Origin of the sequence: Aeromonas sp. S5(2024) (assembly GCF_041403025.1) — a bacterium.
GTDB lineage: Bacteria > Pseudomonadota > Gammaproteobacteria > Enterobacterales > Aeromonadaceae > Aeromonas > Aeromonas hydrophila.
Genome location: NZ_JBGLRI010000002.1, coordinates 1 through 19,006, shown reverse-complemented (window position 1 = coordinate 19,006; position 19,006 = coordinate 1). Strand labels below are relative to the sequence as shown.

Annotated in this window: 16 protein-coding genes, 1 tRNA gene and 1 pseudogene; 4 read left to right on the top strand and 14 right to left on the bottom strand. The window is 64.6% G+C overall.

The window, feature by feature from the left end:
* Window positions 1-34 precede the first annotated feature (34 nt).
* The 3 genes from ACB032_RS03965 to ACB032_RS03955 all read right to left on the bottom strand — a co-directional run bounded on the left by ACB032_RS03965 (window position 35) and on the right by ACB032_RS03955 (window position 4,813).
* The gene (locus tag ACB032_RS03965; protein ID WP_371137396.1) at window positions 35-1,843 is read right to left on the bottom strand and encodes a M3 family oligoendopeptidase; all 1,809 of its coding nucleotides are present in this window, start codon (window positions 1,841-1,843) and stop codon (window positions 35-37) included.
* A 92-nt stretch (window positions 1,844-1,935) separates the two neighbouring features.
* Window positions 1,936-3,714 carry a M3 family oligoendopeptidase gene (locus ACB032_RS03960; RefSeq protein ID WP_371137395.1) on the bottom strand — a complete coding sequence of 593 codons (1,779 nt, stop codon included), beginning with the start codon at window positions 3,712-3,714 and terminating at the stop codon, window positions 1,936-1,938.
* 181 nt (window positions 3,715-3,895) lie between these two features.
* Window positions 3,896-4,813 carry a DUF808 domain-containing protein gene (locus ACB032_RS03955; RefSeq protein ID WP_371137394.1) on the bottom strand — a complete coding sequence of 306 codons (918 nt, stop codon included), beginning with the start codon at window positions 4,811-4,813 and terminating at the stop codon, window positions 3,896-3,898.
* A gap of 257 nt (window positions 4,814-5,070) precedes the next feature.
* On the opposite strand from ACB032_RS03955, the gene ACB032_RS03950 reads away from it, so the two are divergent.
* On the top strand, window positions 5,071-5,667 hold the full coding sequence (locus ACB032_RS03950) for a DUF924 family protein (protein WP_371137393.1): 597 nt from the start codon (window positions 5,071-5,073) through the stop codon (window positions 5,665-5,667).
* Window positions 5,668-5,731: 64 nt separating this feature from the next.
* On the opposite strand, the gene secF is transcribed toward ACB032_RS03950, so the two are convergent.
* The 9 genes from secF to hinT all read right to left on the bottom strand — a co-directional run bounded on the left by secF (window position 5,732) and on the right by hinT (window position 13,894).
* Window positions 5,732-6,646 carry a protein translocase subunit SecF gene (secF, locus tag ACB032_RS03945; protein WP_024944906.1) on the bottom strand — a complete coding sequence of 305 codons (915 nt, stop codon included), beginning with the start codon at window positions 6,644-6,646 and terminating at the stop codon, window positions 5,732-5,734.
* A 112-nt stretch (window positions 6,647-6,758) separates the two neighbouring features.
* On the bottom strand, window positions 6,759-8,561 hold the full coding sequence (gene secD / locus ACB032_RS03940) for a protein translocase subunit SecD (protein WP_167825017.1): 1,803 nt from the start codon (window positions 8,559-8,561) through the stop codon (window positions 6,759-6,761).
* Window positions 8,562-8,708: 147 nt separating this feature from the next.
* Complete coding sequence (locus tag ACB032_RS03935; protein WP_039214529.1) at window positions 8,709-9,215, bottom strand: hypothetical protein; 507 nt, start codon at window positions 9,213-9,215, stop codon at window positions 8,709-8,711.
* Between the two features lie 66 nt (window positions 9,216-9,281).
* Window positions 9,282-10,139: a DUF6279 family lipoprotein gene (locus tag ACB032_RS03930; RefSeq protein ID WP_011706414.1), complete on the bottom strand. Its 858-nt coding sequence runs from the start codon at window positions 10,137-10,139 to the stop codon at window positions 9,282-9,284.
* Between the two features lie 61 nt (window positions 10,140-10,200).
* Window positions 10,201-11,055, bottom strand: a complete 855-nt coding sequence (locus ACB032_RS03925) for a choline kinase family protein (RefSeq protein ID WP_275201736.1) — start codon at window positions 11,053-11,055, stop codon at window positions 10,201-10,203.
* Window positions 11,045-11,641: a penicillin-binding protein activator LpoB gene (lpoB, locus tag ACB032_RS03920; protein ID WP_103829102.1), complete on the bottom strand. Its 597-nt coding sequence runs from the start codon at window positions 11,639-11,641 to the stop codon at window positions 11,045-11,047. Before lpoB ends, ACB032_RS03925 begins: the two co-directional genes overlap by 11 nt.
* Window positions 11,641-12,039 (bottom strand): YcfL family protein, encoded by a 399-nt coding sequence (locus ACB032_RS03915; RefSeq protein WP_275201735.1) that lies wholly within the window; start codon window positions 12,037-12,039, stop codon window positions 11,641-11,643. The genes lpoB and ACB032_RS03915 overlap by 1 nt, the downstream gene beginning before the upstream one ends.
* 83 nt (window positions 12,040-12,122) lie before the next feature.
* Window positions 12,123-13,544: a COG3014 family protein gene (locus tag ACB032_RS03910; RefSeq protein ID WP_371137392.1), complete on the bottom strand. Its 1,422-nt coding sequence runs from the start codon at window positions 13,542-13,544 to the stop codon at window positions 12,123-12,125.
* Window positions 13,544-13,894, bottom strand: a complete 351-nt coding sequence (hinT, locus tag ACB032_RS03905) for a purine nucleoside phosphoramidase (protein WP_010633658.1) — start codon at window positions 13,892-13,894, stop codon at window positions 13,544-13,546. The genes ACB032_RS03910 and hinT overlap by 1 nt, the downstream gene beginning before the upstream one ends.
* A 262-nt stretch (window positions 13,895-14,156) precedes the next feature.
* Between hinT and ACB032_RS03900 the strand changes: the two genes are divergently transcribed.
* On the top strand, window positions 14,157-16,157 hold the full coding sequence (locus ACB032_RS03900; protein WP_227656830.1) for a methyl-accepting chemotaxis protein: 2,001 nt from the start codon (window positions 14,157-14,159) through the stop codon (window positions 16,155-16,157).
* A 76-nt stretch (window positions 16,158-16,233) separates the two neighbouring features.
* Here ACB032_RS03900 and ACB032_RS03895 read toward each other — a convergent pair whose 3' ends face one another.
* The gene (locus ACB032_RS03895) at window positions 16,234-17,118 is read right to left on the bottom strand and encodes a 6-carboxytetrahydropterin synthase (RefSeq protein WP_371137391.1); all 885 of its coding nucleotides are present in this window, start codon (window positions 17,116-17,118) and stop codon (window positions 16,234-16,236) included.
* Between the two features lie 79 nt (window positions 17,119-17,197).
* On the opposite strand from ACB032_RS03895, the gene ACB032_RS03890 reads away from it, so the two are divergent.
* Both ACB032_RS03890 and ACB032_RS03885 read left to right on the top strand, forming a co-directional pair.
* Entirely contained in the window at window positions 17,198-18,541 is a 1,344-nt protein-coding gene (locus tag ACB032_RS03890; RefSeq protein WP_011706420.1) for a dihydroorotase, read from the top strand.
* 232 nt (window positions 18,542-18,773) lie between these two features.
* Window positions 18,774-18,850: transfer RNA gene (locus ACB032_RS03885), tRNA-Pro, on the top strand.
* Between the two features lie 47 nt (window positions 18,851-18,897).
* Here the strand turns inward: ACB032_RS03885 and ACB032_RS03880 are convergent.
* Window positions 18,898-19,006: pseudogene (locus ACB032_RS03880) on the bottom strand (IS1595 family transposase); the annotation flags it as partial.

Genomic DNA, 19,006 nt, shown 5'->3' with positions numbered 1-19,006 from the left:
TGGCGGCCCGGCGGTTTCATTCAGCAAGCCTGTGTTAGCCGCGAGTCTGGGCGAAACGCTCCACCGCCGCTTCCACCAGCGCCAGGCTCCCCTGCCAGAAGGCGCTCTGGCGGATGTCCTGGCCCAGGTGCTTGACCACCAGATCTTCGGCGCTCATGCGGCCGGTATCGCGCAGCAGGTCGCGATAGGCCTGGGCCACGTTCTGTTCCCCCGCCTTCTGGCGATGCATCAGCTGCTGATAGACGCCGAGGCTGAACAGATAGCCGAACAGGTAGGGGTAGTTGTAAAAACCCAAGCCCGCGATGGAGAAGTGCGCCTTGGCCGCCCAGAACAGGGGGTGATAGCGGCACAGGCTCTGCTCATACCAGCGGCCCCAGGCCTCGTCGGTCAGCGCCTTGAGCCGCGCCGGCGAGACATAGCCCGCCGCCCGCTCCGCCACCAGGGCACGCTCGAAATCGAAGCGGGCCGGGATATTGACCAGGAAGGTGGCGGCGCCGTCGGCTTCCGCCCAGGCGATGGCCTGCTGCTCCTCGGGGGTCTGCGCCTGCTCGAACAGGGCACTGCGCACCAGGGTCTCGGCGAAGATGGAGGCGGTTTCGGCCAGCGTCATGGGGTAGCTGCGCTGGCTCATGGGCAGATCGCGAATGAGCCAGTTGTGCCAGGCGTGGCCGAGCTCGTGGGCCAGGGTGATGACGTTGTCCATGGTGCCGGCATAGGTGATGAACACCCGCGGCTCCACCGGCTCGGCAAACTTGGTGCAGTAGGCCCCGGTACGCCGGTTGGGGGTGGGCGCCGCATCGATCCAGCCCTTCTCGGCCATCATGCGGGCAAACTCGCCCATCTCGGGATCAAAACGGGAGAACGCCTCGGCGATGATCTCGATGGCCTCCTCGAACGGGATCTCGCGGCTCACCGCGGCCGGCGGCGGGGCAAACAAATCCTCCGGCCCCAGCTCCTCGATGCCGAGGCGCTCGGCCATCAGCCCCAGCGCCCGCTGACCGAGCCCGCGTGCACGCCAGGTCTCCTGCATCAGGGTATCCAGGGTCGCCCGCTCGATATGGCTCTGATGGCAGGAGAGGTCGAGCGCATCGAGCTGGCGGCTGCGGCCACGCTGGCGCGAAAGCTCAAGCCGCCAGCCGTTGATGGCGTTGAGGATGGCGGCCACCGTCTCCTGCTCCCCCTCCCAGCCGGCGCTGATGGCATCGAACGCCTCCCGGCGCAGGGCCCGCAGCGGGCTGGAGAGCAGGTTGCTCGCCTCGGCCAGTCCCATCTCGCGGCCATCGATCACCAGCCGGATCTTGCCCACCAGATCGTTGTAGAGGTTGCCCCAGGCGTGCAGGCCGTCGGTGCCAAGACCGATCACCAGCTGCTCCGCCTCCACCGGCAGGCGCTGATCCTGCAAGCGGCGCTCGTGACGCAGCCGGTACGCCTCCTCCCCCAGCAGGGAGTCCGCCATCAGCTGCTCAAATTCAGCCTCCGGCAGGGCCAGCATCAGATCCTCGACCGGGGCCAGGGTCTTGAACAGATCGGCATTGAGGGCGCGGGCACGGGAAGCCAGCTGCTTGGCCAGCTCGTCGCGGGCATCCTGACTGCCCTGACAGGCTGCCAGCACGGCCAGGTTCCAGCCGATGTTTCGAATGCGCTGGGCCCGCAGCCGCACTTCACGCAAGAAATCCTGCAGCGCCTGCGCATTGGCTCGCACGGCGCCAAGCCCCTCGATGAACAGGCCGAGTTCGTCCACACCGGCGCGCGCCAGGGCGAGATCGGCGGCCACCTGCGGGCAGTCGAGGGCGGGATAGATATGCTGGTTTTGCCACTGTTGTGGGTAGATTCGTTGCTGCATCAAATGCTCGTATCAGGTTGCGGGGCCGAGCCCCTTTGAATGCGCGTGGCGAGCCACAGGGCCCGCCACCAGGATAAAAACCGCCGTGCTGCCTACACCAGCCGCTCGAGGCGGGCGACCGCTTCTTCCACATAATCGAGGCTCTCCTGCCAGAAGGCGGGCTCACGGATGTCGACCCCCAAATGCTTCTCCACCAGCTCTTCTGCGCTCATGCGGCCGGTGTCGCGCAGCAGCTCCCGGTAAGCGTGGACGAACTCGCGCCCCGCCCGCGCCTGCTGGGCATAGAGCCCCAAGCTAAACAGGTAGCCAAACAGATAGGGGTAGTTGTAGAACCCGAGCTCGGCGATGGAGAAGTGGCCCTTGCTGGCCCAGAACAGCTCGTCATATTGACTCAGGGTGTCACCATACCACTGCTGCTGCGCCGATTTCATCATCTGCCGCAGCTGGCCGGCCCCCACGTAGCCCTGCTCCCGCGCCGCCACCAGGGCCCGCTCGAAGGTAAAGCGGGCCGGCACGTCGAGCAGCAGGCTGGCGGCGCGCTCCCCGTCCAGCCAGGCGATGGCCCGACGCTGCTCCATGTTGTCGGTGGCCGCCAGCAGGGCATCGCGCACCAGCGCCTCGGCAAACAGGGAGGCGGTCTCCGCCAGCGTCTTGGGGTAGTCACGCTGTTCCAGCGGCAACTCCCGCAGCAGCCAGCTGTGCCAGGCGTGGCCCAACTCGTGAGCGAGCGTGATGACGTTGTCCAGGGTCCCCTCGAAGGTGAGAAACACCCGCGGCTCGGGCGGATCGGCATACTCGGTGCTGTAGGCACCGCTGCGCCTGTGCTCGCTCGGGGCGGCGTCAATCCAGCCATTGGCCGCCATCATGCGGGCAAAGGCCCCCATCTCGGGGTCAAAGCCGGCGAAGGCATCGGCCACCAGGGCCAGCGCCTGCTCGAAACTGATCAGGCCGCTCGTCGCAGCCGGCGCCGGGGCATAGAGATCCCAGGGGGCGAAATCACTAATCTGCTGGGCGCAGGCCATGGCGCGCAGGGCACGTCGCCCCAGCTCCTTGTGCTCGCCGGCCGCCCTCATCAGGGTCTCCAGGGTGACCCGCTCCAGGTGTCCCTGATGGCAGGAAACGTCGAGCGCATCCCACCTGCGTGCTCTGCCACGCTGGCGAGCCAACTCGTTGCGCCAGCCGTTGATGGCGTTGAGGATGGCGGCCACCGTCTCCTGCTCCGCCCCCCAGGCAGCCTGGATGGCGTGCCAGGCGGCGGCGCGCCGCGCCCGCTGCGGATGGGCCAGCAGGTTATCTGCCTGGGCCAGCCCCATGGGCTGCCCCTCCACCACCGGCCTGAGCCTTCCTACCAGGTTGTCGTAGAGATCCCCCCACCCCTGCAGGCCGTCCACACTCAGCCCCGCGATCAGCTGCTCGCTCTCGAGCGACAACCACTGATCCTGCTGGCGCCGGTCGTGGCGAATGGCGTAGGCCAGCTCGAACAGCTCGGGATCCTGCAGCAGGGCACGCACCTGCTCCTCGGGAGCGCGCACCCAGAACAGGGTCACCGGCTTGCAAAGCTGGGCCAGGCTCGCCTGCAGCTGCTGGCCACGGGAGAGCAGCACACGGGCCGCCTCGTCGCGCCCATCCCGGCTGAGCCGGTTGTAGCCGTAGGTCTGGCAGTTCCACTCCAGCCGGCGCACCTCGCGCCAGCAGGCCCTGATGGCCCGAAGCAGATGGCGCAAGGCATTGATGTCGTTGGTCTTGGTGAGTTCATCCAGCAGGGGTGGCAGGCGGTTAAGGGCTTCGCGGGCACGCTGGAAATCGGCGTCGATCGCCGGGCAGTCGGGGGCGGCATAGATGTGATCATCCAGCCAAACGGGTGGTTTCATGACCTTCCTTGTCTGTTTGCGTCCATGTGGGCTGACCCCGCCTCTGTGAGCGGGTGTCTGCCGGATAGTACGAAGGGGGCAGGCCCTTGCCTAGCCCCCATCCGAGGCAACAGACGAGACAGTATCTGACGGGATGACCCCCACCGCAGGGATATGCCCCACGAGGGTCAGCCCGCTGCCACTATTTGGCGGGCTTGAGCTTGCTCACCAGGGTCATGGCCAGCACCAGCACCAGCCCGGCCACCACACCGGCCACGGAGTTGAGCAGGGTCGGCGTCACCAGCGCGAGGGCGGCGCCGACCGCAGGCAGAGTAGCCACGGCGGTGGCGGCCCCTTCAATCAGGTGATGCACAAAAGGCCAGCCGTGCACCAGTATGCCGCCCCCCACCATGAACATGGCGATGGTGCCGACCAGTGCCAGCAGGTGCATCAGCCGCGGCGCCGTCACCAGCAGCCCCTGCCCCACTGCCCGGCGCAGGGCACTGCCATCGGGCTTTTGCAGCAGGTGCAGGCCGATGTCGTCCAGCTTGACGATGAGCCCCACCAGGCCGTAGACCCCCACCGTCATCAGCAGGGCGATGCCCGCCACCACCGACAGCTGCAGCGCCAGGCTCGCCCCCTGTACCGTGCCAAGGGCGATGACGATGATCTCGGCCGACAGAATAAAGTCGGTGCGAATGGCCCCCTTTATCTTCTGCTGTTCAAACGCCACCAAATCATCGGGAATGGGTGCGGTGTACGCCTCCCCCTCACTCGCCTCATGGGGCAGAAACTTGTGGGCCAGCTTCTCGGCCCCCTCGAAGCAGAGGTAGGCGCCCCCCAGCATCAGGAGCGGGGTGATGAGCCAGGGCACCAGGGCACTGATGGCGATGGCGGCGGGCACCAGAATAAGTTTGTTGCGAAACGACCCCTTGGCCACCGCCCACACCACCGGCAGCTCCCGCTCGGCGCGCACCCCGGAGACCTGCTCGGCATTGAGGGCCAGATCGTCCCCCAGCACCCCGGCGGTCTTCTTCGCCGCCAGCTTGGTCATCAGCGCCACGTCGTCGAGCACGCTGGCAATATCGTCGAGCAGGGCCAACAAACTGGTTCCGGCCATATCAGAGAATCCTTATGTCAGTAGAAGAGAGCTTCCCGCAGTACACCACGCCCTTGTTGGCCACATCATCAGCGCCACCCATCGAGTACATTGGCCATGTCATCCGACAGGACCGGCCAACCGGTTCCGGCCGAAGGGGGATCCCTATTGCGGGAAAAGATGGCACAGTGTAACGAGAAGCCGCCCGTTCGGCAGCAACCACAGCAGGGTCATTTGGCCTTGATTCATCCGGTGCCCGCAGGCCCAAGGAGTATTCCATGCAACCCTGGCAACCGCTGATCACATTCTGGTTTGGTGAAGAGACCGACGACGTCACCCGCGCCAAACGCCAAGCGCCCCTCTGGTGGGGCAAAAACAGCGACACCGACGCCCTGCTCGCCAGCCGCTTCGGTGACTTGGCCGCCGCCGCCGGCGAGCTCGCCCACTGGGCCGACGCGGCCGAGGGCCGGCTGGCCCTTATCCTGCTGCTGGACCAGCTGCCGCGCAACATCCATCGTGGCACCCCCGCCGCCTTTGCCCAGGATGCCAAGGCGCGGGATCTCTGCCTCAAGGGGCTCTCTCTGGGGGCGGATCTGGCGCTGCCACCGCTGGGGCGGGTCTTTTTCTACCTGCCGCTGGAGCACGCCGAATCCCGCGAGCAGCAGGCCAGAAGCGTGACCCTGTTCGAGGGGCTGGCGGCCGAGCAGGCAGACGGCCCGGCGCGGGAGACCTTCGCCGGTTTTGCCGACTTTGCCCGCCGCCATCAGGTGATCGTCGAGCGTTTTGGCCGCTTCCCCCACCGCAACGCCATCCTGGGCCGCCAGGACACGGCCGAGGAGGCCGCCTTCTTGCTGCAACCTGGCTCGGGCTTTTGAGCCTCATTTCAGCTGCGCATAAAAAAACGGGCCCGAGGGCCCGTTTTGCATGGGAATGGCGGAGTTATGCCGCCTCCGCCAGCTCCTCTTCTTTTTTCTGGTAAGCCTGCGGCGAGAGGCCCAGCAGCTCCTGCACGGTGGAGGCCACCGTGATGGAGGAGATGGTGCCCACCAGAATGCCGGCAAACAGGGTGAAGGAGAAACCGTAGAGGGCGTCGCCACCGAACAGCAGCAGGGCCCCCACCGTGAACAAGGTGGTGCCCGAGGTGATCATGGTGCGGCTGAAGGTGGCCTTGATGGCCACGTCGGAGCAGTCGTGGATCCCCATCTGGGTGCGCGAGCTGAGCAAGTCCCGCAAGCGGTCGGAGATGACGATGCTGTCGTTGAGGGAGTAGCCGATCACCGCCATCAGACCGGCGATGACGTTGAGGTCGAACTCGATGTTGAACAGCGCCAGCAGCCCCAGCGCTACCAGACCGTCGTGCAGCACCGACACCAGGATGCCGATGGCTTGGCGCCACTCGAAACGCACCGCCAGGTAGGCGGATATGGCGAGCGAGGCTACCAATACCGCCAGCATCCCCTGCTGAAACAGCTCGGCGCCCACCTGGGGACCGACGATGGTGGTGCGCAGCAGCTCCACCGGCAGGTTGAGCTGCTGACCCAGCATCACCGCCAGCTCCTCGGCCGCCCAGGGCAGCTCGTGGGGCGGCAGCTTGATCAGCCACTCGCCGGGCACGCCAGCACCGTGCAGCTCGACCACGCCCGCTAGGGGAGCCGTCAACAGGGCGTTGAGCTCATGGGCCTCCTTCAGGGTCTGGATGCGAAACTCCAGCAGGATGCCGCCGGTGAAGTCAAGACCGAGGGAGAGGCCGTTGATGGCGAGCACCGCGATGCTCGCCACGGTCAGCAGCACGGAGGCCCACAGGCCGATGTAACGCCAGCGGGTCAGCCCCATGGCAATGATCATTCTCAGCATTGTTGTTCCCTCGACGGCAGATGGCTCGGGCTTCCCGCAGGGAAGCGCGTGACGCGGGCGCGGAGCAGGCTCGAACGCGCGGCGCGATGACACTGGTGGTGGTAAGTCATGGTCACACCCTCAGCAGCTTGGCGCTGCTCTTGCCCCACAGGGGGTTGATGATGGCGCGCGTGCCCCAGATGCCGGTCACCATGCTGGAGATGAGGCCCAGGATCAGGGTGATGGAGAAGCCCTGCAGTGGCCCGGAACCGATGGCATAGAGCACCACGGCGCAGATCAGGGTGGTGATGTTGGCATCGAAGATGGTGCGAAACGCCGAACGGTAACCAAAGTCGATGGCGTTGGCCAACGAACCCCCTTCCCGCAGCCGGTCCTTGATCCGCTCAAAGATCAGCACGTGGGTATCCACAGCCATGCCGACGGTGAGCACCAGACCGGCGATCCCCGGCAGGGTCAGCACGGCGCCCGGCAGCACCGCCAGCATGCCCACCTGCATCAGCAAGTTGGCGATGAGCGCGGTGATGGCGACCCAGCCGAACTTGCGATACCAGGCCATCATGAACAGCATCATGCCGGCCATGCCGAACGCCAGCGCGGTGAAGCCTGCCTCGATGTTCTGCAGACCCAGGGTCGGGCCTATGCTGCGCTCTTCCAGGATCTTGAGGGGCGCGGTGAGGGCGCCGGCGCGCAGCAGCATGGCCAGCTCCTGGGCTTCCGGCAGGCTGCCGATCCCGGTGATGCGGAACTGGTTGCCAAGAGCGGTCTGGATGGTGGCGACGTTGATCACCTCGCTCCTGGCCCGCAACTTGCCTTCGGCATTGGTCTTGTACTCGGTAAAGACGGTGGCCATCGGCTTGCCCACGTTCTGGCGGCTGAACTGGTTCATCTTGCTGCCGCCCAGGCTGTCGAGCACGATGTTGACCTGGGGTTGCCCCATCTCGCCCATGTTGGCGCGGGCATCGACGATGTGCTCGCCGGTCAGCACCGGCTTGCGGGCCAGCCCCACCGCCTGGCCGTTGCGATCCGCCATGAAGAAGCGGCTGTCGGCCTGGGCCTCGTAGAAGGCCAGCGACGCGGTGGCCCCGATCACCTCTTTCGCCTGCTTGGGATTGTGCACCCCGGGCAGCTCGATGCGGATGCCGTCCTGACCCTGGCGCTGGACCGAGGCCTCGACGATGCCGAGCTCGTTGATCCGCTTTTTCAGGATCGACAGGTTCTGGGTCACCGCGTTGTTGGCCAGCAGGGTGCGCTCGGCCTCGCTCATCACCAGCCGCAGCTCGTTGCCGCTGCGCTTGAGGGTCCACTGATCCTGCCGGGTGCCGGCGGAATCCTTGATGATGGTGAGCCAGGGCGCCTGATCGGCCACCTCAGGCAGAATTACCCTCACCTCCCCTTCGCTCACCCGGGCCACGTTGGCGCCGCGCAGGCGCGCCTCGCGAAACTGGGTGCGCAGCATGTCCACCAGGTTCTTGGTCTGGTTGTCGACCACGAAGCTGAGATCGACCCCGATCAGCAGCTGGGAGCCGCCGCGCAGATCCAGCCCGAGCTTGATGGGGGCGGCGCCGAGCTGGCTGATCCAGCTAGGGGCGTTGGAGTAGAACTCCAGGGTCAGCGCCGAGCTGTCATAGCCCTGCTGCTCCAGCAGCTGCTTGGCGCGCTGCTGTTCGGCCTGGCTGGCAAACACCAGCTCGACCCGCTCGCCCTGCTGCACCTGTTTGAGTGGCTCGATGCGGTTGTCGGCCAGCAGGGTACGCTGCGCCTCGGTCAGGCTGGTCTGGCCGTGCAGACCGAGGGAGGGCTGCTCACCGAAGAAGGTGGGCAGGGAGTAAAACGCAAAGGTGAACAGCATGAGCAGCAGCAGGGCGTACTGCCACATGTTCATGCGGTTCAAGGTGATACGACTCTTTTTTCTCATGAAATCAGCCTCTGTCAGGAGAAGGCTGCGCACTCGCCACGCAGGCGGCACGCAAGAAAATACGAATGAGACAGTGGCCCGTTCACGCGCGGTGAGCAGGCATCAGGAGGCGATGAGGTGGTGCGAAAGGACCGGACCCCATCGGGATCAGGCGAGGTAACTCTGACAGAAACGGTATTGCAGGTGCTGGCGTTGCAACCGGTGCCGATGGATGGTGGCAAACCGATCGCGGAAACTGTGTCTGCGATAGAAGAGGGCGGCATAGAACAGCAGGCCGCACAGCAGCAGCAGGATCGCCTGCTGGGACCAGCTCATGATCAGCTGGTACACCACGTTGCCGGGCTGATGATCGCTGCGCAAGGAGTGTTCGAGCCGCAGCAGGTGATTCTGGTGGGAGCTGACGAACTTGACGACCCCGTCGTCGCTGTCGCTGGCACTGTGGATCACCTGGCCGCCATCGGTCGGCGCCACTGTATCCCCCATCAGCTGTACCTGCTGGGTCGACTGCTGGGCGGCGGGCAGCTTGAACCCCTCCACCGAGAGGGTAGAGAACAACAGAGCGAGGGTGATGAGCAGGGTCATCAGCGCCAGTTTCACTTTGTCGGTCAGGCTCAAAAAGTTAATTCCCGCATAATAGAAAGGGCAAACTACCACAGGGGCCCCGCCAGAACAAGGGCATGGGGGCCGGCCGGCCCCTGCCCTGCGGCCCCCTTGGCGCCATTATCCCTCCGACATCTGCCTGAAATCGCGGGCATAGCCCTTGAGCAGGCTGTAGAGGTGGGCCCGCTGGGAGATGTCCAGCGACTGGCTGAGATCGCTCAGCCAGTTGACGGTACGCTGGCGCGACTGGTCGGTATAGCCGGTGAAGCGGCCATCCATCAGGCCATCCCCCTGTTGCAGCAGGGCGGTGAGCTGGGCGCCGAAGTCCTGGCTCTGACGCTGCTTCATCAGCCGATCCAGCTCCTTGGTCCAGGCGGTCTGAAACTCAAGCCAGGGGGCCTGCAGCTCGTACTGCCACTGGGCCCACTGGGCCACCAGCGGGGCCTGGGCCGGTTTCACCTCGCCAATCCAGAACACCAGCCGCTCGTTCATCTTGTCGCGAAACTCCTTGAGCATCTCCTCCCTGGGCTTGTCGGCAAACTCCTTTTCCCGTTCCGCCTGGCGGGTGAGCCGGTCCTTCATGAACATGGCCACCTGCGCCTCGGTCAGGGTACGCGCCAGCCGCACCGCCCGCGGCACCGTGTTCTCCAGGGTGCGGGTCAGGCTCTGCTGGGCCGCATCCAGATGGCGAGAGACCTGGGCCGGGGTCATGGGGCTCGCCACCGCCTTGGCCAGCGCATCGAGATCGTCGGCATAACGGGGCACCTCGCGCTGGCGGTGCCAGGCCATCAGCCCCTTCACTTCGTTGTCCAGCAGCCGCTTCTGGCCGCGATCCAGCGAGAAGTAGTCGTCCAGCTGCCAGACGATGGCCACGTCGAGCCAGTAATAGACGACCCGGGTGGAGCAGCCGGCCAGCAGCAGACAGAGCAGCAGCAGACTCCAGCTACTGGGCTTGCGCCAGGAAAAGGTGGTCACCATGCAAGGCTCCAATGTTGATGAAACAGGGTTGACGCAACGGATGATTCATAATGCCTGATGCCTACTCCAGCCGCTGCCGGTTGAGATCGATCAGCGCCTGGTAGTCGGGCCCCGGCTGCTGCTCCGCCATCAGCAGTGCCCACAGCAGCCCTATGTAATCGACCCAGGGCAAAAAGGCCCGGCTCTGAAAACCGAGCGGGCCGACCGGCCCCCCTGCCCGCTCGCAATAGCTCTGCTCCAGCGCCTCGCGCTGGGCATCCTGCCAGCCGTGGGTACGCTGGATGCTGGCCACCTCGAAACCGGGATGCCCGGCGGCGCCATACTCCCAGTCGATGACCCAGGGCCGGCTCCCCAACAAATTAGCCGGATTGAGATCATGATGGCAAGGGAGCCAGCAATCGGCGGGTTCGCGGCTGGCCAGCAGCCCCCGCTCCAGCGCCGGCAGCCAGGCCGGCACTCGGGCCAGCCGGGCACGATAGCCGGCGCTGTGGGCCCGCACCGCCATCACCACGGTCGGCACCGGCAACCGGTGCAGGCGCGTCAGCACCCCGGCCAGCAGCACTGGCTGCAACGCAGCCGGGGGCGGCGCCGCCAGCCAGTTCGGCTCGTCGCACCAGTCCAGCAGCATCAGGCCAGTGGCAGGATCGCTGTGATGGCAAGGCAAGGCCAGCCTCTGCCCCACAGCCCCCTGATAGAGCTGCCATTCGGTGGCCCGATCGATGCCAAGGCGCACCGGATCGGGGTGGCCCTGGCGCAAAAAGTGACTGCGCCCCGAGGGGAGGCGCAGTCGATAGTTGCAGTTGGTCAGGCCGCTGGCCAATGGCTCCAGCCGGCCCGAGCGCCAGGGCGGCGGCAGGCGGGCCAGCAGGGCGCGCTCGGCCGCTTCCAGAGAGGCCTCGCTCGACTTACCAGCCAAAGGTGGACTTCTTGGCCTGCTTGCGGATCTCTTTCTGATCGGCCCACAGCAGCTCGCCGTTTTGCAGATCCATCAGGTTCATGGTCATCTGGTAGTAGACATCCTTCACCTTGCCGTTGTCCTTGACGATGCTGGCGAGGTTGCCATAGACCATGTAGCGGGCGCCGGTCTGCTTGCCCAGGCGCACCATGGAGGCAGGATCCACCATGCCGCTGCTCTGCTGGTATTCGAGCTGCTGCTTGACCGCCGCCACCTTGCTCATGTCGACGAAGCGGAACTTGCCGGCGCGCAGCAGCTTGGTACGGATGGTGTCGGTGATGGCTTCGGTGTCGATGTGTTCGGAGGTCTTGTTGCGGATGGAGTCCATGAACATCACCGGACGGCCGCCGGCGGTGATCTCGCTGGTGGCCGGCGACGCCAGCATGGAATCCGCCATCTTGTCGGCGATGGCCTGCAGATCGCTGGAACCGTAATCGACGGTCACCGTCTCGGTTTCGGTCGGATCGCCATAACTGACGGTGGTGCTGGAACAACCGCCCAGCACCAGGGCGCCGGTCAGGATCAGCAGGGCATGATTCATTTTCATCAGTAGGATTCCTCAATCACTTCGCGTACGTAAATCCGGTAGCCCCGGGCGGCCGGGCTCGGCGCCAGGGCAGACAGGGTGCGGGTCTGATAGCCGTGCAGCTTGAGCGGCGTCCAGCCGCGGCCATCGCTGGCCACCTCCTGCCCCGCCTCATCATACCAATAGAACAGGTATTGCAGCTTGTTGTCACCGCGCTGGGTGCTGGCCGCCGCCACATTGACCTGCAGCAGGCCGTTCTGTTCGCGCCGGCTGAGCTCGGTCAGGGTGACATTGACGTTTTGATGCTGCTCCGTCACTGGCGCGGCGCCCGCCGCCCCATAGAGCGCCACGCCGGAGGTATTGGTGGCGCAGCCGGTCAGCAGCAGCGCGAGCCCGAGGGCCAACCCGTATGCTTTCATCTTGCTCTCCTTGATTGGAGTGAGTGGGGCAGCACTGGGGGCTGCCCGGTTAATCGTCTTGCTCATCTCTCTTTGTCGCTTGCTCAGAGCGGCATCACCCGGGTCGTCAACCCGGCGCCGAGCCGCTGCACCCACACCAGGGTGGTGCGTCCCTGGTGGATGGTGAGCGGCAATTGCCGCTGCGCTGCCCCCGCGCCCAGGGTGAGGGCCACGTCGCCCGCAGGCAGCATCCCCTGCCAGCTCGCTGCCTGCGCCGGCAGCGTCAGCCAGCTGCGGGTGTCGGCCCGCTCCGAGAGGGTATTGAAGATGCCCACCAGAATATTGCCCACATCACCCCCCTCCTTGGCAGCGGTGCGCCGCACCTGCTCCTTGGCCACCAGCCGCAGCGCCTGGCGGGTCAGCATACCGGGCAGCCGCTCCTGCAGATCTTTGGCCGCCAGCGCTTCCAGCCTGACCAGCTCGCTGGTCTGCTCGACCCGCTTGCCCACCGATACCGTGAGCGGCCCGGTGTCGCTGGCCCGATTATCGTAATAGGGGATGGCGACGGTAAAGGTGCGAAAATCGCCGCCGGAGGTGGCGATGGGCAGCGGCAGGAACAGCTCGCGCCGTGCCGGGATCAGCCCATCTTCAAACAGCACCACCAGTTGGCCCTGATTTTTAGCTGGTGGTGGCGCTTTGCGACCCACCTTTTTCTCGGTTTCGCGGATCTCGTCCGCGGCGCCCCGCAGCACAGCCAGGCGCAGCAAGGCATCCTGCAGACTGCGGTTGTCCGGCGCTATCTGGTAACCGCGCTGATAATCGACCCAGGCATCGTTGAGATCGCCGGCCGCCTCATAGAGCACGCCGGAGAAATAGAAGGTGTAGGCGTTCTGGAAACCGTTCTTGACCCGCCCGATCAGCCGGTCGAGCTCGGGGGCGCCGCGCGACATCAGCTGGCGCATCTCCCCTTCGGCCTCGGCCTCTTCGCTCTTTTGCTTTGCCTTGCGCACCTCGTCGGCCCGCCGTTTGAGGGCCTGCTCCTGCACCTGGTTGGCGCGGCGCACCTCCACCAGGGCGCCCTCGGCATCCCCGCGCTGCAGGTAGTTGAGAGCCAGATAGTGGTGCAGCATGGTGCGCTCATAATCGGGCGCACGGTAAACCATGGTCTGGTCATTGGTAAGCAGGCTGCCCGCCTGGGCCAGTCCCTGGCTGACCCGGTACTCGGCCTGATTGTCTTCCCACGCCAGCCGGCTGTCGGCGGCGGCAAAGGCCTGCTTGCTGGCGGCGTCCTGACTCGCCAGCCAGGCGATGCGCCCCTGCTCGAGCCGGTCCAGCACATAGGTATCGTCCCCCGGCGTGGAGTCGCGCACCTCGGGCAGCGCCTCGGCAGCATGACCCAGCAACAGCTGGTTGCGCAGCGGCACCATCTGATCGGAATAGGAGACGAACATGTCTTGCCAGTGGGAGGCACAGCCCCCCAGCAGGGAACCGGCCAGCAGGAGACCGGCCAGAGGAAGGCGCGGCATCACAGGCTGAGCAGGGGTCCCAGCGGCTGGCCGCCGACCAGATGCAGGTGGATGTGGTAGACCTCCTGCCCGCCGTGGCGGTTGCAGTTCATGATGAGGCGGTAGCCATCCTCGGCAATGCCTGCCTCGCTGGCCAGCTTGCGGGCGACGGTGAACATCCGGCCCAGCGCCAGCTCGTGATCCGGCTCCACGTCATTGACGGTGGGGATCAGCACGTTGGGGATGATCAGGATATGGGTCTTGGCCTTGGGCTGGATGTCGCGAAAGGCGGTCACCAGGTCGTCTTGATAAAGGATGTCGGCGGGGATCTCTTTGCGGATGATTTTGCTGAAAATGGTTTCTTGCGCCATGGATAACTCCTTTATATGAAAAAGAAAATTCAATGCCTGTCTCAAGCGGTTCCAACGCCCGTCATCAAGGCCCGGCAAGTGTGACACAAGCCGACATTTGACACAGCCGTTGTCCCATTCTCTTCAGTTATTGTTAAAAATACCGATAGCCGGAAGACGTCTGCCGACGTTGCTCGCCCACAGTGGTAGCAGGGTATCAAATGGACGGGGTATTCAGGCAAGGGACTTTTGCATATACAGCGGGACAATAATGAAACAAACAATGTCAGACCTCTCCATCTTGCAGAGGGTCTATCTTGGCTTTGCCATCCTGGTGGCCGTGATGGCGGCCACCTCGGTACTCACCTTCCGCAGCCAGAGCGAGCTCAATCAGGCGCTGGATCAGGTCACCCGGCAGACCATGCCGCTGGTGATCGCCAGCAGCCAGACCCAGATCAGCCTGCTCAGCGCCAACAAGTGGCTCACCGACGTGCTGACCGAGCAGGATCTCAAGCAGATCCCGGCCGAAGTGGCCGAGCTGCAGCAGGCCAAGGCGCTGGTCGACCAGACCCTCGCCACCCTCGCCCGGCAAGCGGCGGAACACCCGGAGCTGCAGGGGGAGCTCGGCGCGCTCAACCAGCTGGTCAAGGACTATCTGCAGCTGACCGACACCCTGCCCACCGAACACCAGGCCCTGCTCACCCGGCTCTACAAGGTGAACCAGGCCAAGGGCCAGTTCCAGGTCAGCCTGCCCCAGTTCAAGAAGAACCTCGGCGACATGATGATCACCATCGACGACAGCTTCATCAAGATGCTCTCCGAGACCCTGACCACCAAGCTCTCCGCCATTGAACTCTCCACCATGGATGCTCTCAACCAGAGCATCCCAGCCCCCATCGAGGCGGCGCTCAAGCGCAACAAGATGCAGATCGAGGGCTTCAACAGCACCATCAAGGATCTGCAGGGGGAGCTCAAGGATTTTGACAACAACATGGGCCACTACGTGCACGGCTTCGTACGCGACACCACCGCCAGCGACGGCGTGCTGGCCCAGTACCTGGCGCTGATGCAGCAGCAGGAGCGGATGCGCGAGCAGAGCAAGCAGGCCAGTAAGCTCATCGTCAACATCCAGAGCAAGCTCGAGCAGATCACCGCCCAGAGCCAGCAACTGATGAACAACAGCATTCGCGCCTCCGGCAAGGTGCAGACCCAGAGCACCCTCACCCAGGGGGTGGCGCTGGTCATCGCCATCACCATCGCCATCCTGGTCGCCTACACCCTCGGCAAGGCCATTCGTCGTCCGCTCAAGGAGCTGCTGCGGGTGCTGACCGAGGTGACCCAGGGCGACATGACTCAGCGCATCGGTTTTCGCAGCAACAACGAATTCGGCCGGCTCGGCAGCCAGGTCAACCTGCTGATCGAGCAGATGGGCGAAGTGCTGAGCCAGCTCTCCCAGGCGTCGGCCCAGCTCAACAACGCCGCCCACGACAACCGCCACACCACCGAATCGGTGCGGGCGGATCTGGAGAAACAGCGCCAGGAGACCGCCTCGGTCGCCGCCGCCATGACCCAGATGGAGGCCTCGGTGCGCGAGGTGGCCCAGGCCGCCAACCAGACCCTGGAGCGGGTGATGGACGTGGAGAAAGCCTCCGAGACCGGTCGCAAGGTGATGGCCGGCAACATCACCACCACCCACCAGCTGGCGGGCAAGCTGCAGCAGACCGGCAAGGTGATTGGCGACGTCAGTGCCATGAGCGGCCAGATCGGCAACATCCTCGACGTCATTCGCGGCATCGCCGAGCAGACCAACCTGCTGGCCCTCAATGCCGCCATCGAAGCGGCCCGGGCCGGCGAGCAGGGACGCGGCTTTGCGGTGGTGGCCGACGAGGTGCGCAGCCTGGCCGGGCGCACCGCCCAGTCCACCAGCGAAATCCAGACCATGATCGAGAACCTGCAGCAGGGGGTCGCCAAGGCGGTCACCGTGATGCAGGAGTGCTCGCGCGAGATGGACAGCTGCATGGATCAGAGCTCCCACGCCAACAACGCCATGGAGGAGGTACAGGGCATAGTGGTGCTCATCAGCGACATGTCGAGCCAGATCGCCTCCGCCGCCGAGCAGCAGCAGGCCACCAGCGCCGACATCGCCACCAACCTCAACCGCATCTCCGACATCTCGGATCTCAACTATCAGGGCATAGAGCGGGTGGCCGAGACCAGCCAGCAGCTCGACTCGCTGGCCGAGCAGCAGGAGAGCCTGGTCAAGCGCTTTAGGCTCAGCGCCTGACGCCCACGCCAGCCCCGCCAACGACAAGGCCCCGCAGATGCGGGGCCTTGTTTTTTTACTGGCAAGCGGCGCGGGATCAGGCGTAGGCGATGGCGCCCTTGCCCACCCCTTCATAGGCGACAATCTTGACGAACTTGTCGCCCACGCTCTTCTTCACTTCGCGGGCGATGTAGTGGGCCAGCAGCTCTATGGTGGTGTCGGTGTCGATCATCTCCACCTCCGCCGCCGGCATGGCCAGCTGGAACAGCCCTTGCGGCGCCACATACTTGAAGCCGACGTAGTGCTCGCCAGCCTCTTGCAGGATGGCCTTGGCCTGCTCGCTCAACGCGAGATCGCCGAGGGCTACCCGATCCTCGTCGGTCCCCAGATAGATGTCGGCCCAGCGCTCGGCCCAGTTGAGCTCAAGCTCCTGGTCGCGCTCGCCGTCCACGTGGATCTCGATGGGAGAGCGGTGGCCGTGGGCGATGCGCTGGCAGTTGCCGTCGTGCTTCTTGAGGCCGTGGCTGTAGTGGTAGAAGGCGCCGTCGATGGCCTCCTGGCGCAGGGTCAGCGACAAATCCTTGATGTTGCCCGGCAGCCGCTTGGCCAGCACCGCCAGCAGATAGCGGGTGACGGACTCCTTGTCCACCTGAGGGGCCGGAATGAAGGCAAAGCCCTGGCTCGGGCAACGCAGGTGAATGGAGCGACCCGGCCGCAGCAGATCGACGGTGCTCTCGTCACCGTCCAGCTGGGTCACCTGCACCAGGGGGCACTCGGTCGGTACCAGCAGCTTGTGATCCACCTCGTCGTCGATGATCGACTTGATCAGTTTCTTGACCCGGCCGAAGTCCAGCAACATGCTCATCTCGTTGAGCTCGCCGCTCATTTCGATGTCCACCAGCCAGCTCTCCCCCACCATACCGCGGCGTTCGCACAGGTAGCTGGAGTCGATCACGGTCAAATCTTTTACAAATAACTTCATCAGTCAGGCCTTGCTACAGAGAAAGGGCGGTTTGCGCTATTATGACCCGCGATTATCGGCAAAGGAACTGGAACCCCCCATGAACAAATTGCTTATCAAGAATGCCACCCTGGTCAACGAAGGCCGCATCTATGCCTCCGACGTGCTGATCGAGGGGGAACGGATCGCCCGCATCGCCCCGGATATCCAGGCCCCCGATGCAGTGGTGATCGATGCCGCAGGCCGTCACCTCATCCCCGGAATGATCGATGATCAGGTCCACTTCCGGGAGCCCGGGCTGACCCACAAGGGGACCATCGCCAGTGAATCCCGGGCCGCCGTGGCCGGTGGCACCACCAGCTTCATGGAAATGCCCAACGTCAATCCCCAGACCACCACCCTCGATGCCCTCGAAGCCAAATACCAGATAGCCGCCAACTCCTCCGCCGCCAACTACAGCTTCTACCTCGGCGCCACCAACGACAACCTGGAAGAGATCAAGAAGCTCGATCCCAAACAGTCCTGCGGCATCAAGATCTTCATGGGTGCCTCTACCGGCAACATGCTGGTGGACAATCAGGAGACCCTGGCCGCCATCTTCCGCGAGAGCCCGGTGATGATCGTCACCCACTGCGAGGACACCCCCACCATCAAGGTGCTGGAAGACGAAGCCCGCGCCAAGTGGGGTGAGGATGTGCCGATGCGCGAGCACGGCCGCATCCGCAGCGCCGATGCCTGCTACAAGTCCTCCAGTCTGGCGGTCTCCCTGGCCAAGCAGTACGGCGCCAAGCTGCACGTGCTGCACCTGACCACCGCCAAGGAGCTGTCGCTCTTCACCGCCACCCCGGATCTGAAGGATCTCAAGGACAAGAACATCACCGCCGAGGTGTGCGTTCACCATCTGTTCTTCAACGAGGCGGACTACGACACCCTGGGCAGCCAGATCAAGTGCAATCCGGCGGTGAAGAGCGCCGCCGACCAGCACGCCTTGCTGGATGCGGTACGCAATGACGTGCTCGACATCATCGCCACCGACCACGCCCCCCACACCTGGGAAGAGAAGCAGAACAGCTACTTCAAGGCACCGTCCGGCGTGCCGCTGGTGCAGCACTCCCTGCTGGCCCTGCTGGAGCTCTACCACAACGGGGTATTCTCGCTGGAAACCATCGTCAAGAAGACCTCCCACGCGGTGGCCGAGCGCTTCCAGGTGCAGGATCGCGGCTACATCCGGGAGGGTTACTTCGCCGACCTGGTGCTGCTGGATCTGGGCAAACCCTACGTGGTCAACGACAGCAACCTGCTCTATCTGTGCGGCTGGTCGCCCTTCAACGGCTACCGTTTCCACAGCACGGTGGAGATGACCCTGGTCAACGGCCAGATCGCCTGGCAAAACGGCCAGGTCACCAACGAGGTGCTGGGCAAGCGGCTCACCTTCACCCGCTGATCCCTCTTGTATATGCGCTGTCACCACAGCACCATCACAGGCCGCCCACTCGGGCGGCCTGATTTTTTGCAGCCGCTCACAGCCCCGCAATGAGCGGTTTTTCGGCGATTGGCGGCACTTTAAGCGCAGATTGCTCGCAAAGCAGGCGAATGATCCCGGAGTGGAATGTCCACTGTTGACAGGCAGGGTCCATCTCCATAAACTCAGCCCCCGTCAGCCGAGCTGACTCCGTCGGTGTGTAGCGCAGCCAGGTAGCGCATCTGCATGGGGTGTAGAGGGTCGGAGGTTCGAATCCTCTCACACCGACCAAATTCCCCGAGAAAGGCCTTGTCAGATGACAAGGCCTTTTCTTTTGGCTATGTCCCAATTACGTGTTGCATGGGGCGCCCCAGCGCCTCATGCAAGCAACGTGAGATATTCACTTCCCTCCCATAGCGCTCCAACATCCTTCGCCAACCTAGATAA

Coding starts and splice junctions, on each gene's coding strand:
- ACB032_RS03965 (WP_371137396.1), bottom strand. CDS start 1,843: ATGCAGCAACGAATCTACCCACAACAGTGGCAAAACCAGCATATCTAT.
- ACB032_RS03960 (WP_371137395.1), bottom strand. CDS start 3,714: ATGAAACCACCCGTTTGGCTGGATGATCACATCTATGCCGCCCCCGAC.
- ACB032_RS03955 (WP_371137394.1), bottom strand. CDS start 4,813: ATGGCCGGAACCAGTTTGTTGGCCCTGCTCGACGATATTGCCAGCGTG.
- ACB032_RS03950 (WP_371137393.1), top strand. CDS start 5,071: ATGCAACCCTGGCAACCGCTGATCACATTCTGGTTTGGTGAAGAGACC.
- secF (WP_024944906.1), bottom strand. CDS start 6,646: ATGCTGAGAATGATCATTGCCATGGGGCTGACCCGCTGGCGTTACATC.
- secD (WP_167825017.1), bottom strand. CDS start 8,561: ATGAGAAAAAAGAGTCGTATCACCTTGAACCGCATGAACATGTGGCAG.
- ACB032_RS03930 (WP_011706414.1), bottom strand. CDS start 10,139: ATGGTGACCACCTTTTCCTGGCGCAAGCCCAGTAGCTGGAGTCTGCTG.
- lpoB (WP_103829102.1), bottom strand. CDS start 11,641: ATGAAAATGAATCATGCCCTGCTGATCCTGACCGGCGCCCTGGTGCTG.
- ACB032_RS03915 (WP_275201735.1), bottom strand. CDS start 12,039: ATGAAAGCATACGGGTTGGCCCTCGGGCTCGCGCTGCTGCTGACCGGC.
- ACB032_RS03910 (WP_371137392.1), bottom strand. CDS start 13,544: ATGCCGCGCCTTCCTCTGGCCGGTCTCCTGCTGGCCGGTTCCCTGCTG.
- hinT (WP_010633658.1), bottom strand. CDS start 13,894: ATGGCGCAAGAAACCATTTTCAGCAAAATCATCCGCAAAGAGATCCCC.
- ACB032_RS03900 (WP_227656830.1), top strand. CDS start 14,157: ATGTCAGACCTCTCCATCTTGCAGAGGGTCTATCTTGGCTTTGCCATC.
- ACB032_RS03895 (WP_371137391.1), bottom strand. CDS start 17,118: ATGAAGTTATTTGTAAAAGATTTGACCGTGATCGACTCCAGCTACCTG.
- ACB032_RS03890 (WP_011706420.1), top strand. CDS start 17,198: ATGAACAAATTGCTTATCAAGAATGCCACCCTGGTCAACGAAGGCCGC.